Here is a 13,174-nt window from a genome sequence, read left to right as displayed (position 1 = left end):
GTGGCGGGTCACTCCGCCGCCCCCTCACCCGACCGGGCAGGCCGATGGCCCTCTGCCTCTGGCGCCACTGCCGGGTTCGAGGCTAGTCTCCGCCGATCCACGCTGCCGTGGTGAACGAGGCTCCCCCTCCCATGAAGAAATTCGTTCGGATCGCCGGCATCGGCGTGGCCGCCTTTGCCGCCCTCTTCGTCGGCGCCAGCGCGGCCGTCTATTTCCTCGTCGATCTCGACGCCCTCGTCTCCGCGCAGATCGAGAAGGCCCGGCCGGCGCTCGAGGAGGCCCTTGGCCGCAAGGTCGAGGTCGGCGCCGCCCACGTGCGGTTCTTCCCGCGACTCGGCGGAAAGATCGAGGGCGTGACGATCGCCGCTGCCGATGAAGGCGGCGAGCCCCTCGCCAAGGTCGGGTCCGCGGGCTTCGACCTGAACCTGCTGAAGGCGCTGCTCTCGGCGGGCCAGCAGATCGAGCTCAGCGCGATCTGGCTGGACGGCCTCCGCATCCACGTCGAGCGCGACGCGAACGGCGTCCTCTCCTTCCAGGACATCCTGGATCGCCACCCCTCCGAGCCGAAGCCGGCGGCGGACGAGCCGGCGGAAGGGCTCTCGCCCGAGGTGCAGGAGTGGCTGCGCAAGGTCTCGATCGGCGAGGTTCGCGTCGCCGGCGGCGCCATCACCCTCGTCGATCGGCAGACCGCCACGGGCAAGGCTGCGGAGAACCACATCGAGGCCATCGATCTGCGCGTGCGGGACGTCCGCCTCTCGGATCCCCTGCGCATCGAGCTCTCCGCCGCGATCTTCGCGCCGAAGCCCAACTTCGAGCTCGCGGCCACCGTCGGCCCCCTCCCCAACGATCTGAAGCTCGACGGCCTGCCCCCGGTTCGCGGTGTCCGCCTCCGCGCGGACGCGGTGGATCTCGGCTCCCTCGCTCCCTACCTCGGCCGCGCCCTCCCCGTTCGGATCGACTCGGCGGTGGTCTCCACGAGCTGGGACGTGCCCGAGCTCGTGGCCGGCCGCCCTGTGGAGGTCGCCGGCTTCCTCGAGGTGGAGAAGCTCCGCGTGGCGGGCGGCGAGTCCTTCGATCTTCGCGTGGATTCGAAGCTCTCGGCGGATCTCTCGACCCTCTCGGCCCGGATCGAGAAGCTCGGGATCCGCGCCGCCGGGATGGAGCTCGCGATCGCCGGCTCGCTCCGCGACCTCGACAAGGAGCCTCGCTTCGAGGGCTTCACCGTCCGCTCCAAGTCTCTCGACCCGGCGAAGATCCTGGCGATCTACCCGCCGGCCCGCGCAAACCTGCCGGAGGGGAGCCGCCTCGCCGGCCCGTTCACCGTGGACGTCGACGCCACCGGCACCGCCGAGCGGCAGACCGTGAAGGCCGCCGTCGATCTCGCCCAGGTGGACATCCTCGTCCCCGGCGCCATCGCGAAGCCCGCCGGAACGGCCCTCGGCCTGCGGGTGGACGGCGACTTCGGTCCCGCCGAGGCGTCGCTCCGGGCCGCCACCTTCCAGGTGGACGAGCTCGCGCTCACCGTCTCCGGCACGGTGAAGAACTTCGCCGCGCCCACGTACGACTTCACCATCGGTGCGAAGCCCTTCTCCTTCGACCGCCTCGTCCGCCTGGCGCCCGCCGTCGGCGAGGAGCTCCGGAAGGCGAACGCCTCCGCGTCCGGTAGCGGCCGGATCGACGGCCACGTGAAGGGCTCGCCCGGGAGCGTGGACGGCCAGCTCGCCGTCGCGCTCGAGGGCCTGCAGGTGAAGGTGCCCGGCACCCACGTGGAAGGCGGCACCGAGCTGCGGCTCTCGGCAAAGGGTGATCCCGCAGGCGATCTGCAGGCCTCGTTCCTCCTCGACGCGGGCACCTCCGTGATCCACGTCGACGGCCTCATGAACAAGGGCGCCGGGACGCCCCTGCGCGTGGACGTCGCGGCGCATCGCAAGGGCGGCGCCCTCGGCTTCGAGCGCTTCGACGTCCGGCTGGCGGAGCTCTCCCTCCAGGCGACCGGCTCCCTCGATCCCAGCGGCGAGGGACGCCTCCGGATGCACCTCGCGCCCGTGAACCTGGAGAAGCTCGCCGCCACCTTCCCGTCGATCCCCGCGGAGAAGGTCAAGGGCGGGACGATGGAGGCGGAGCTCGAGGTCCAGGGCGATCCCTCCAAGCTGGAGACCGTGACGGTGGCGCTGCCCCGCCTCGACCTCCGGCTGGGCCAGAGCGACCTGCAGATCACCGCCAAGGTCCGGAACCTCGATGCACCGGAAGGCTCGGCCAGCATCCGTTCGCGCTTCCTGGATCTCGACGCGCTCCGTGGTCCGGACGCGCCCGAGACCGCGGACGCGGCGAAGCCCGCAGCCCAGGACGATCCGAGCCTGAAGCGCTTCCGCTTCACGGGCGACTTCGACCTGAAGAAGGTGGTCGTCACCGGCCGCGAGCTCGAGAATCTGAAGGGTCGCATCACCCTGCGTGACGGCGTCGTCTCCGTCGAGGAGACGACCTTCGGCGCGTACGGAGGGAGCTTCCAGGCCAACGGCACCCGCGCGGAGATCTGGAAGGGGCAGATGCCCTTCCACGCCCGGTTCGAGGGCCGCAACGTCGACGTCTCCCGCCTCGTCGCTGCCGAGACCAAGAAGCCCAGCCCGCTCTCCGGCCGCGCCGATCTCTCCTTCGACCTCTCCGGCAACGGCACGGAGAAGCCGGAGCTCGAGAAGTACCTCACCGGCGACTGGAGCCTCTCGATGCGCGAGGGGCGCATGACCGGCCTCGGCCTCGGCCAGGCCGTCTTCGGCGACCTCTCCGGGCTGCCCGGCTTCGCGAAGGAGCGGCTCTCGAAGGACGAGGGCCTGCGCGATCTCCTGGCGGGCTTCGAGGTCCACGACGGCAAGATGAAGCTCCGCCGCCCCCTCGCGATGGCCCTCGACGGGAACCCCGTGGTCCTCGATGGCGCGATCGGGATCTTTGGCGAGCTGGCCCTCGAAGGGAGCTACACGGTGGCGTCCCGGAGGATCGAGCAGCTCACCGGGGGGCACTGCAAGCCGACGCAGGATCCCGTCGTTCCGCTGAAGATCACGGGCCCTGCCACGGCGCCTGAGGTCCGGCCCGACGGCGGCAAGATCGCGGTGGAGGTCGCCAAGGCCTGCCTCGCGGGCAAGGCCGAGGCCGTCCTCGACAAGCTCCTCGGAGGCGAGGGCGCGACGAAGGCCGCCAAGGAGAAGCTCGAGGGCGGCGCCGCAGCGATCACGCAGGACGCCAAGGCGGAGGTCGACGCCCAGGCCGAAAAGGCGAAGGCCGAGCTCGAGGCAGCGAAGGCCGCCGCGGAACGCGCGAAGAAGGAAGCGGAGGACAAGGCGAAGCAGAAGGCCAAGGATGCCGCCGGCAGCATGAAGAAGAAGCTCGGCTTCTGATCGCGGTGCAGCCGGAGCCTCCTGCGGCGATGCCCGCGAGAGGCTCCCGGCTGGTCAACAGTTCCGGGTTCGGATAGCGTCGTGGTTTCGGGTGGGAGGATGCTTCGGGCGTGTCGAACGCGCCCGAGGCGTCTCGCGGGTCGGGCAGGTCGCGGATGGGAGCGACACGGGCCCGTGGCCCCTGCCGCTCGATGATTCCAGGGCGGCCCGTCTCGAATGCAGCCGGCGCCGCGGCGGTGGTTTCATGACGCGGGCCGGATGTCCCCTCCTCCTCGTTCTCGCCCTTGCCGGCTGCGGCGCCGGATCGCCCTTTGGCGGAGACGGCACCGGTGGCAGCGGCCCCGGCCCGTGCACCTGGGACCGGGATTGCCCCCAGGGCCTCGTCTGCATCGAGCGCGAGTGCCGCGCGGAGGACGACCTCCCTCCCGAGCAGCCGGATTCCCGCACCTTCCTGCCGCCGGCGGCCTCCGAGCGCTTCGTCTACGCCCTCTCGCCCGAGGCCGGGACCGTTGCGGTGATCGATCCCGTCCGTGTCTCGGTGGAGTCCGTGCCGCTCCCGGCCGAGCCCGTCGATCTCGCGGTCGTTCCCGACACCGACGCCATCGTCGCCCTCTCCCGCAAGGGCGCCGCCCTCTCCTTCCTCGATCTCGGCGGCGCTCCGTCGCTCGAGGTCCTCCGCCTCGGCAGGAGGCTCTCGAAGCTGTCGCTGGCTCCTGACGCGAGCTGGGCGCTGCTCTGGAATCCGGACGGCAGTCCCCTGGACGCCGGCGCCGAGGGTCTGGTCCTCCTCGTGGACGTGGGCGCGCTCCGAGGCGGGACGCCGCAGCCCGCGATCGAGAGGGTCGCGGGCAGGCGGCACTCCCATGTCTTCTTCCGCTCGGACGATGGCGCCGCCAGGGACGCCGTCGTCGTGGGAAAGGACGAGATCTCGATCTTCGACCTCGCCGATCCCGCGGCCATGCCCACGCCGGAGCGCGTCCTCCTCCCGCCGGCGTTCTCCGAGCTCCTCACCCGCACCGTGATCGCGTCGGAGGACGGCGCGTGGCTGCTCCTGGCGTCTGTCGCGTCTGGTGAGCTCCTCGTCCTCGACGTGGAGCATCGCGCCCTCTCCACCCTCCCCCTCCCCGGCGCGCCGAGCCACCTCGCGATCTCCGGGCATACGGTGGTCGTCACCCTGCGCACCTCGGGACGAGCCGCGTGGTTCGCCCTGCCCGACGCGGTGGCGGCGCCCGAGCTGATCCGGGTGGCGGAAGTGTCGCTCCCGGGCGCGCGGTGCGAGACCCCCGGTTGTACGGTCCGGCCAGGGCAGGCCCGAATCTCCGCCGACGGGTCATTCGCGCTCCTCTTTACGGACGCCGGTGGGACCGAGAGTTTCGGCCGCCTCGACCTCGCCAGCGGCGGATTCGACGTCTTCGATCGAGGCCGGAAGCAGGTGCGAACCCTGGCCATCTCGCCAGACGGGAGCCGCGCCGTGATCCTCCACAAGCCCGACCCGGACTCCACCGTCGCCGACCTCTACGAGCGGATGGTGGATCAGGCCGAGGGCTACAGCGTGGTGGACCTCGGCTCGGGTCGCTCCCAGCTCGTGCTCACCGGCACCGTGCCGCCCCGCGACGTGGTCTTCGCCGAGGGCCGCCGCTTCGCCGCCGTCACGCTCCGCAGCGATCCCGAGGGCGCCTTCCGGGCAGACGCGATCGACCTCGAGACCCTGGTCCCCTCCTCCATCCCGCTCGCCTCCGCGCCGGAGTCCGCCGGGCCTCTCGCTCCCCTCCTCGGCGATCGGATCTGGGTGACGCAGCTCCACCCGGCCGGTCGGATCAGCTTCGTCGATCTCGCGGCGAGGTCCTCGCAAACCGTCACGGGCTTCGAGCTCAACGGAGAGATCGAATGAAGCGCCCATTGCATGGCCCATTGCGTGGCCCGTTGCATGGGCGGTGCCGCCTCTCGGCCGGCGGCGCCGCGCTAGCCCTGCTTGCGATCCTCGCCCTGGCGGCCTGCGGGTCGCGGGGCGATCGCTGGGATCGGCCCCTCCGGACCGAGGGCCCGATCGCGGTGGACGGCGAGCTCCTCTGGCTCGACCAGAGCCTGTCCGCGCTGGTGGCGGCCACACCTTCTTCCACGACCTGCACGCCGACCCTCGGGGATCCCCGTGGGCTCGCCGGGATCGCCGGCGCCGCCCTGGTGATCGGCGTGGACGTCGACGGCCCTGCCCTCCAACGGATCCCGCTCTCGGGAGGCGCCTCCTCGCGGATCCCGCTGCCGGCGGCGTTCGACCGGATCGCGGCGACGCCCGACGGCCTGCACGCCGTGCTCTTCTACGATCCCGCGGCGCCGCCGAGATCCGGCGCCCTCGCACGCGACCTCAACCAGATCGCCGTCGTGGATCTCGCTGCCGGCAAGGCGACCTCCATCGCCTTCCGCACCGGCGCCGTCGCACCCCAGAGCGTCGCCTTCTCGGCCGACGGTCGCCTCGCCGCCGTGATCTTCGATCGCGCCGTCGCCCTCGTGGCTCTCGAGGACGCTGCCTGGCTGCAGGTCCCGCTGCTCGTCCCGCCGGGCCTGCCGCTCCACGTCCGGGAGGCGCTCTTCTCGCCGGAGGCGGATTTCCTATTCGTCCGCACCGCCGAGCTCGACGACGTGATCGCCATCCGCATCCAGTCGGCCCCGCTGGGCGCCACGGTCAACTTCCTCTCCCTCGGCGGCGCAACGGAGCTGCGGGCCATCGCCGTTCCGAAGGAGCCAGGATTCGCCGGCTTCGTCGCCGCGCTCTACCGGGGCAACGCGGCCCTCCTCGACGCGGGAGGCGATACGACCCGCACCGCCGCCGTGCCCCTGGATGGCGAGCCGAGCCGGATCGCAGACCTGGGCGGGGGACGTTTCCTCCTCCACGGCGATCCCTCCCAGGGGAGCGGGTCGATGTACCTGGCCGCCTGGGATCCCCTCACCGGTCGGATCGCCCAGAACCGCCTCGAGGGCCGGATCGTGGCGGAGCCCCGGGTCGGAGCGGGGAGCGTCTTCCTTCCCCACCTGGCCGAGGGCGCCGGGGCCGCACTCTCCGTCGCCACCGTCGAGATGGACTCGGTGCGGCTGAGGCTCCGGCTGAGGCCCGTGGGCCTGTCGGGCCTGCCCACCGCGACTGCCATGAGCACGGACGGAGAGACGCTCTTCCTGGGCCTGGAGGTCGAGAGGGAGTCCAGCGGCGCCGCGCCCAACGGCGGGAGCCGCAAGGATTTCTCCGGCTCCACCGGCGCGATCGTCGAGATTCGCTCGGACGACCTCGTCGGCGGCGGGGTCGTCCTCGACGATACGTTCGACTCCCTCGGCATCGTGGGAGGCTTCGTCTACGCCCTCCACCCCTCGCCCCTCGTAGACCTCACCTTCGTCCCGAGCTCCGACCTCGCCCGCCGCGCTGCCAGGCGGGTGGACGGCGTCCTCGCCACCGGCCTCATGGGGTGCGACCGATGAGAGCGCTGGTGCTCATGTCCGTCGTCCTGCTCGCCGGCGCCGCGCTGGCAGACGATGCGCCGATGTTGCCGTCGCCCAGCTCCGACTCCGTGGTCGCGGAGGGCCTCGACGCAGCCGTCCTGGGAACTTCGGCGGCCTCTGCGAGCGCCACTTCTCCGTCGGCGGCCGACGCCGGAAGCGCTCCGTTGGAGCTCTACCTCCGCCTGGGTACCCGGTGGATCACGGACCCCCGCTTCGACGCCCTGGCGGATTCGGACACCCTCTTCCGCCCCGAGATCGGCGTCGGCTACGCGCCCGGTTGGCTCGACGATCGCCTGACCCTGGAGCTGGGCTACGCGGTCTCCTCGGTCTCGACCTCGCTTTTTGACGTGATGCAGAGCTCGTTCACGCTCCACGCGATCCAGGGGGCAGCTGCCTACGCGATCCCGGTCCACCGCTTCGGAACGGTCACCGCCCGCGCCGGGGCCTCGCTCCTCTTCGCGTCAGTCTCGCTGGAGGAAGACGGCGCGTACTCGAATCGCCCGCCCCTCTCCGGGGCCGACACGCTCTTCGGTCTGCAGGGCGTCCTCGGCTACGAGCTCGCTCTGCCGCTCGAGGTCGGCGGCGCCCCATCCGGGCCCAGGCTCGGCCTCTCCGCCGAGGCCGGCTACGAGGTGGTTCCCACCCACGCGAACTTCGACGACGTGCGCAGGGACGTGAAGGACCCCACGTCGCCCCGCCGGATCCCGGCCTCGCCCGTCGACGCGGGACGGCTGGATCTCTCCGGCTGGATCCTGCGCTTCGGTGGCTCGCTGCGGTTCTGAGGGGGGCCGATTCTCCGGTCGCCGGCGGAACGGCCGCCGCGCTTGCAAACCTCTGGCGTGTCCCCAGTTTCCCCCCGATGAAGATCGATGTATTCGAAATCGATCGCCCGGACCGAGAGGCGTTCATGCGGCTGCAGCCGGAGCATGAGGTCCGCTTCTGTCGTGAGAAGCTGAGCCTGGAGAACGTCGACCAATCCGCAGACGCGGAAGCGATCTCGATCTTCATCGACTCGTCCGTGACCCGGGCAGTCCTCGACGCGCTCCCGCGCCTCCGGCTCATCGCCACGCGTTCGACGGGCTTCGATCACATCGATCTGGACGCATGCCGCGAGAGAGGCATCACGGTCTGCAACGTGCCGAGCTATGGAAAGCACACGGTGGCGGAGCACGTGTTCGGCCTTCTCCTCACGATCAGCCATCGGCTCGAGGAGGCGATCGAACGCACCCGCAAGGGCGACTTCTCGTCGAAGGGGCTGGAGGGCTTCGATCTGCGCGGCAAGACGCTCGGCGTGATCGGCACCGGCGACATCGGCAAGGAGGTCATCCGCATCGCCAACGGCTTCGGAATTACCGTGCTCGGCTACGACGTGGATCGCGACGAGGAGGCGGCGCGCGTGCTCCATTTCCGCTACGTCGAGCTGGACGAGCTGTTTGGGAGCTCGGACGTGATCACCCTCCACGTACCGTCCAATCCTCGGACACATCACCTCATCTCGGATCGAGCCTTCGCCGCGATGCGAGACGGGGTCGTGCTGATCAACACGGCGAGAGGCGACGTCGTCGACGTGCGGGCCCTGGCCCGCGCACTCGCCCAGGGCAAGGTGGCCGCTGCGGGGCTCGACGTCTTGCCGGACGAGCCCGTCATCCGCGAGGAGGCGGAGCTGCTGCGCTCGGTGTACGAGCGCGACCACGACCTCTCCACCCTGCTCGCAGACGAGGTGCTCGTCCGAATGAAGAACGTGGTGGTCACGCCCCACAGCGCCTTCAACACCCGCGAGGCGGTCGGGCGGATCCTCGAAACCAGCGTCGACAACCTTCGGGCCTTCGCCGACGGTGCGCCACGGAACGTGGTCGGTTGAGGTTGGCCGATCCCGAAAAGTTCTTCGAGGCCCGTCAGGCGCGGGATCCGCGAGCGTCGGCGTCGTCCAGCGTGGCGGCGACGTAGCCGCCCATGCGCGCCATCGCGAGGAAGGACGCGATGGCCGCGAGGGCGAGTCCCGCGACGGCCCATGCCCCGGTCGCGACCGCACCGGACGCGCCGGCGGCAGCGATTGCGGCGGACCAATTGACGAGGATCGCTGAGATCACGCCTGCGACGCCGATGAGGATGGTGATGAGGACGGGTGGGAGCGGCCTGCGCACGAGCTGGCCTCCGGCCTCGTACAATGCAACCAGCGCGCCTTCACCCAGGGCACCAGCCCGGCCCATCGCGATGCGGAAGACAAGGGGGAGGAGCGGTCGGGAGATGAGCCAGAGTGCGATTGCCAGGGCCAGACCTCCTGCCCCTGCGACGCGGTACTCCGAGCCTTTTCCGAAGTAGGCGATGGCCGCCGCGACGGCCAGGGTGCCCAGCAGGACGAACCGACCGATCCGGGCAGCCAGGAAGAGGCCCCAGATCGCCAGGAAGCGCGGGAAGTGATCGCCGATCCTGCGGACGAGCTCGCCCGGTAGCGCCTTGGGGGCATCGCTCCCGACGGCGACCCCTAGCCTCCCGGTCGCGCCCGACCAGACCGCGAGCTGCAACATCGACGAGACCGCGATCGCGGCCAGCGCGAGCCCCGCCATCGACACGAGGACGCCAGGCGAAAGGAAGGCCAGGAGGCCGGCGCGCCGGAACGCGCCGATGGCGATCAGCAGCGGCCCGACCGTGGCGAGGAAGGAGAGCAGTCGGGAGGCGAAGAGCCACGCCGCGAGCGAGGGAGAGCGGGACGCGCCTCTCACTCCGCGCGAGAAGACCTGATACGACGAGGGCCGCGACCCGTGAGGAGATGGCGGTCCCTCCGGCGGCTCGCCGGGCGGCCCCCCAGGGGGATCCTCCGGCGCTCGATTCGGCGGCCCGAAGGGCGGCGGCCGGACGAGCCTCGCTTCGCGCGGCTCGTCGCCCATCTACTCCTTCTTTCCGTAGCGCTCGATCTGATCCTGCTTCGAGATCGAGTAGCGGACGAGCTCCCGGAGGATCCGGTTGCGCTTCACGTTGCCGAGGATGGTCTTGAAGTCCTCGTAGACGGTGGGATCGTTGATGAGGGCGCCCAGGGAGCCGTCGCCCTCGTTGATCTTCGCGAGGATCGAGCGCAGGTCGCGGGCCGCGGCGCCGAGCTCGGCGTTCAGATTGGGGCCGTCCTCGGCGCCGTAGAAGAGGCCGTGCAGGAGGCCGTCCTTCTCGGTACGGACCGCGGCGGCGAGCTTGGAGATCTCATTGGCGGCGACGCCGAGGTCGTGGACGACCTGTTTTCCGCTCTTGTCGTAGAGCATCGCGCCGATCATCCCGTCACCCTTCTGTACCTGGGCGATGACTGCGTCGAGCCGGCCGATGGCGGCGTCGGCCTGCTTGGCCATCGACGACGCGTTCGCGAGCAGCTCCCTCATCTGCTTGCCCGAGGCGGGATCGAATAGGAGGGCGTGGAGCGCGCCATCGCCGGTGCGGACCTCCCGGAGGATGTCGCGCGTGTACTCGATCATCTCGCCGATCCCCTCACGCATCGTGGGCGTGTTGTAGGAGGAGACGAGCTGGCGGAGGTCGGAGGTGATGGCGAGGGTGTTGTCGATGACCTCCGCGCCCTTCTTGACGATCTCGGTGTAGTCCGATGACGAGCCGACCGGGATCTCCCCACCCGGCGCGATCGTCGGCTGCTCCGGCGAGCCGATCGAGAGATCGACCACCTTGTCGCCGAGCACGCCGCGGGAGCCCACCGACGCGGTCGAGTCGGTCCGGATCCGATCCGCGTAGGAGGCGAGCATGTCGAGGGTGACCTGCACGCGGCGGTCCCTCGGATCCGGATAGAACGCGATCCGGGTCACCTGGCCGATCTCCACGCCGGCGAGGCGCACGGGCGAGCCGGGCTTGAGACCGTCGATCGACTCGAACGACGCGGTGTAGCGGACGTGGCGGCTGAAGAGGCCCCTGTCGCCTCCGAGCACGAAGACGATGACCGCCAACAGCGCCAGCCCCAGGGCCACGAAGACCCCGACGCGGATTGAGAAGCGCTTTTCCCGCTCCATCACCTCTCCTTGCCGTCCATGGCCCCGATGAAGGTCTGCACTTCGGGGAGCGCTGAGCCGCGAAGCTCCTCCGGCGTGCCCTTCGCGATGATCCGCCGGTCGAAGAGCATCGCCATCCGATGCGAGACCATGTAGGCCGACTGCATGTCGTGCGTCACGACGATCGACGTGACGTCCAGCTTTTCGTTGAGCTCGATGATGAGCTCGTTGATCCGCCTCGTGTTGATGGGGTCGAGGCCGGTGGTCGGCTCGTCGTAGAGAACCACCGCCGGATCGATCGCGATCGCACGGGCGAGACCGACCCGCTTCTTCATGCCGCCTGAGAGGTCGGAAGGCCGCATCTTCTCCACGCCGGGGAGGCCGACCAGCTCGAGCTTGTGGGCCACCCGGTCGGCCAGCTCCCCCGCCCCGATCCTGGGGAAATGCTCGCGGATCGGATAGGCGACGTTCTCGCCCACGTCGAGGGAGTCGAAGAGCGCCGCGCCCTGGAAGAGCATGGCGATCTGCCGGCGGACCGGGAGGAAGCCATCCTCGTCGCGGCCCACCAGCTCCTCGCCGTCGAAGACGATCGAGCCCTCGTCGGGAGAGAGCAGGCCGATGAGGCACTTGAGGAGCACACTCTTGCCCGTGCCCGAGCCGCCGATCACGGTGATGGTCTCGCCCCGACGCACGTCGAGGTCGAGGCCCTCGTAGATCCGCTTCGGCCCGAAGGCCTTGTAGAGCCCGCGGAAGGCGATCAGCTCCTCTGCGGCCCCGGTCCGGAGCCCGCCGTGGGAGAGCGGCTGGAGGGAAGGCTGGCTCATAGCGAGAGGAGGAGCTTGGTGAGGAAGAAGTCCGTGACCAGGACGCCGATCGCGGAGATCGCCACGGTCTCGGTGGTGGCGCGGCCCACGCCCTCGGTGCCGCCGCTGGTGCGGAAGCCCTTGAAGCAGCCGACGATGGCGATGAGGAGGCCGAAGACCATGGCCTTGAAGATGCCGGAGGTGAAGTCGTTCAGGCGCACCACTGCGAGCGCCTCGCGGAAGAAGGAGGAGTAGCCGATCCCGTAGCTGGAGTTCGCGATCACGGCGCCGGCGACCAGGCCCACGATGTCGGCGAAGACGGTGATGATCGGCAGGCAGATCATCGCCGCCGCCACGCGCGGCACCACCAGCTTCTTCACCGGATCGGCGCCCAGCGCGCGAATCGCGTCGATCTGCTCGGTCACCTGCATGGAGCCGAGCTCCGCGGCGATGCCGGAGCCGACCCGGCCACCCACGGTGAGGGCCGTCAGCACTGGCCCGAGCTCGCGCAGCACCGAGAGCGAGAGCACGCGCCCGATGGTGTAGGCGATCCCGAACATCTCCAGGAAGTAGCCGAACTGCACGGCCAGGACCATGCCGGCGAAGATCGAGGTCAGCGTCCCGATCGATGTCGAGCGCACGCCGATGTGCTCGATCTGGTACGCGATGCTCCCGAGGTCCCACGGCCGCTTCAGGCCGCGGGTGAAGACCTTCCACGTGAGGATGGCCGCGCCACCGAGCTGATCCAGCCCGGACTCCAGCCGCCTCCGGGCGTCGGACACGGGCCGCTGCGCGGCGCTCGCCTGCCCCGCCGCCGATCCGGCGTTCGCCTGCCCTGCCGCCGATCCGGCGCTCACCGATCTCCTCCCGCGACGGCCTCGAAGCTCTTCAACACCGCGCGATAGGCGCCGAGACGGGCGTCGAAGCGCGAGGGCGAGGCGAGGTAGGTGAGGTCGTAGACGCAGCCGTCCTTCTTCAGCACGGTGAGCTCGAGCTCGACGGGAACCCCGTCCATCTGCGCCTCCGCCCGGGTGCGGAGCGCCGAGCGCCCCGCGAGACGGACCTCCTCCCGCTCCCGGATCCGCCGGTTCTCGAAGCCCATCAAGAGATGGTCGGTCAGCACCTTGAGGCTGGGATCGCCGTGCTCCTGGCAGACCGCGTTCACGGCGAGCAGCTCTCCGTCCGGGCCGGCCCAGGCGAGGTCGTTGCCCGCGAACGAGACCCGCTCCCAGGGGGCGGCAGGAGGGTCCACGCGGTACGCGGCCTCCTGCCCGAGGAAGACGCCGTCGCGGAATGTGCCCTTGGCGCCGCAGGCGGACAGGGCCACGAGCGCGGCGAGGGCCAGGATGATGTTGGTGCTGATCGATCTCACGCTAGGTCTACCAGGGCCTCTGATAAGGCCCGGAACATACAGGCGGCCCCATGAGCCGGCAACCTTCCTTGAAAGGTCTTTGCGCCGCCCGCTCGCCGGCAGGATGGGCGGGCAGGACGCCTTGACTTCTGCTCACGCGTTCAG

10 protein-coding genes are annotated in these 13,174 nt (G+C 70.4%); 5 read left to right on the top strand and 5 right to left on the bottom strand.

What is annotated here, in order from left to right; translation table 11 throughout:
- The first annotated feature begins 131 nt into the window (after positions 1-131).
- The 5 genes from AKJ08_RS04455 to AKJ08_RS04435 all read left to right on the top strand — a co-directional run bounded on the left by AKJ08_RS04455 (position 132) and on the right by AKJ08_RS04435 (position 8,736).
- A complete protein-coding gene (locus tag AKJ08_RS04455) occupies positions 132-3,389 on the top strand; it encodes an AsmA family protein (RefSeq protein WP_050724963.1) in 3,258 nt (1,085 codons plus the stop codon).
- A gap of 244 nt (positions 3,390-3,633) precedes the next feature.
- Positions 3,634-5,280 carry a hypothetical protein gene (locus AKJ08_RS04450; RefSeq protein WP_050724962.1) on the top strand — a complete coding sequence of 549 codons (1,647 nt, stop codon included), beginning with the start codon at positions 3,634-3,636 and terminating at the stop codon, positions 5,278-5,280.
- A complete protein-coding gene (locus AKJ08_RS04445) occupies positions 5,277-6,854 on the top strand; it encodes an NHL repeat-containing protein (RefSeq protein WP_157370466.1) in 1,578 nt (525 codons plus the stop codon). The genes AKJ08_RS04450 and AKJ08_RS04445 overlap by 4 nt, the downstream gene beginning before the upstream one ends.
- Positions 6,851-7,657 carry a hypothetical protein gene (locus tag AKJ08_RS04440; protein WP_157370465.1) on the top strand — a complete coding sequence of 269 codons (807 nt, stop codon included), beginning with the start codon at positions 6,851-6,853 and terminating at the stop codon, positions 7,655-7,657. Before AKJ08_RS04445 ends, AKJ08_RS04440 begins: the two co-directional genes overlap by 4 nt.
- 77 nt (positions 7,658-7,734) lie before the next feature.
- Positions 7,735-8,736: a hydroxyacid dehydrogenase gene (locus AKJ08_RS04435; RefSeq protein ID WP_050724959.1), complete on the top strand. Its 1,002-nt coding sequence runs from the start codon at positions 7,735-7,737 to the stop codon at positions 8,734-8,736.
- Positions 8,737-8,770: 34 nt separating this feature from the next.
- On the opposite strand, the gene AKJ08_RS04430 is transcribed toward AKJ08_RS04435, so the two are convergent.
- From AKJ08_RS04430 to AKJ08_RS04410, 5 genes are read right to left on the bottom strand one after another with little or no spacing between them, the layout of a single operon-like run.
- On the bottom strand, positions 8,771-9,763 hold the full coding sequence (locus AKJ08_RS04430; RefSeq protein ID WP_050724958.1) for a hypothetical protein: 993 nt from the start codon (positions 9,761-9,763) through the stop codon (positions 8,771-8,773).
- Positions 9,764-10,876 (bottom strand): MlaD family protein, encoded by a 1,113-nt coding sequence (locus tag AKJ08_RS04425; protein WP_082342684.1) that lies wholly within the window; start codon positions 10,874-10,876, stop codon positions 9,764-9,766.
- Positions 10,876-11,679, bottom strand: a complete 804-nt coding sequence (locus AKJ08_RS04420; RefSeq protein WP_050724957.1) for an ABC transporter ATP-binding protein — start codon at positions 11,677-11,679, stop codon at positions 10,876-10,878. The genes AKJ08_RS04425 and AKJ08_RS04420 overlap by 1 nt, the downstream gene beginning before the upstream one ends.
- Entirely contained in the window at positions 11,676-12,515 is an 840-nt protein-coding gene (locus AKJ08_RS04415; RefSeq protein ID WP_240475431.1) for an MlaE family ABC transporter permease, read from the bottom strand. The genes AKJ08_RS04420 and AKJ08_RS04415 overlap by 4 nt, the downstream gene beginning before the upstream one ends.
- Positions 12,512-13,030 (bottom strand): hypothetical protein, encoded by a 519-nt coding sequence (locus AKJ08_RS04410; RefSeq protein WP_050724956.1) that lies wholly within the window; start codon positions 13,028-13,030, stop codon positions 12,512-12,514. Before AKJ08_RS04410 ends, AKJ08_RS04415 begins: the two co-directional genes overlap by 4 nt.
- Positions 13,031-13,174: the final 144 nt, after the last annotated feature.

The organism is Vulgatibacter incomptus (genome assembly GCF_001263175.1).
GTDB lineage: Bacteria > Myxococcota > Myxococcia > Myxococcales > Vulgatibacteraceae > Vulgatibacter > Vulgatibacter incomptus.
This window is presented reverse-complemented; position numbering and strand designations above follow the sequence as displayed.

Excerpts from the sequence above, each read along its gene's own strand:
- AKJ08_RS04455 (WP_050724963.1), top strand. The coding sequence starts at position 132 with ATGAAGAAATTCGTTCGGATCGCCGGCATCGGCGTGGCCGCCTTTGCC.
- AKJ08_RS04450 (WP_050724962.1), top strand. The coding sequence starts at position 3,634 with ATGACGCGGGCCGGATGTCCCCTCCTCCTCGTTCTCGCCCTTGCCGGC.
- AKJ08_RS04445 (WP_157370466.1), top strand. The coding sequence starts at position 5,277 with ATGAAGCGCCCATTGCATGGCCCATTGCGTGGCCCGTTGCATGGGCGG.
- AKJ08_RS04440 (WP_157370465.1), top strand. The coding sequence starts at position 6,851 with ATGAGAGCGCTGGTGCTCATGTCCGTCGTCCTGCTCGCCGGCGCCGCG.
- AKJ08_RS04435 (WP_050724959.1), top strand. The coding sequence starts at position 7,735 with ATGAAGATCGATGTATTCGAAATCGATCGCCCGGACCGAGAGGCGTTC.
- AKJ08_RS04430 (WP_050724958.1), bottom strand. The coding sequence starts at position 9,763 with ATGGGCGACGAGCCGCGCGAAGCGAGGCTCGTCCGGCCGCCGCCCTTC.
- AKJ08_RS04425 (WP_082342684.1), bottom strand. The coding sequence starts at position 10,876 with ATGGAGCGGGAAAAGCGCTTCTCAATCCGCGTCGGGGTCTTCGTGGCC.
- AKJ08_RS04420 (WP_050724957.1), bottom strand. The coding sequence starts at position 11,679 with ATGAGCCAGCCTTCCCTCCAGCCGCTCTCCCACGGCGGGCTCCGGACC.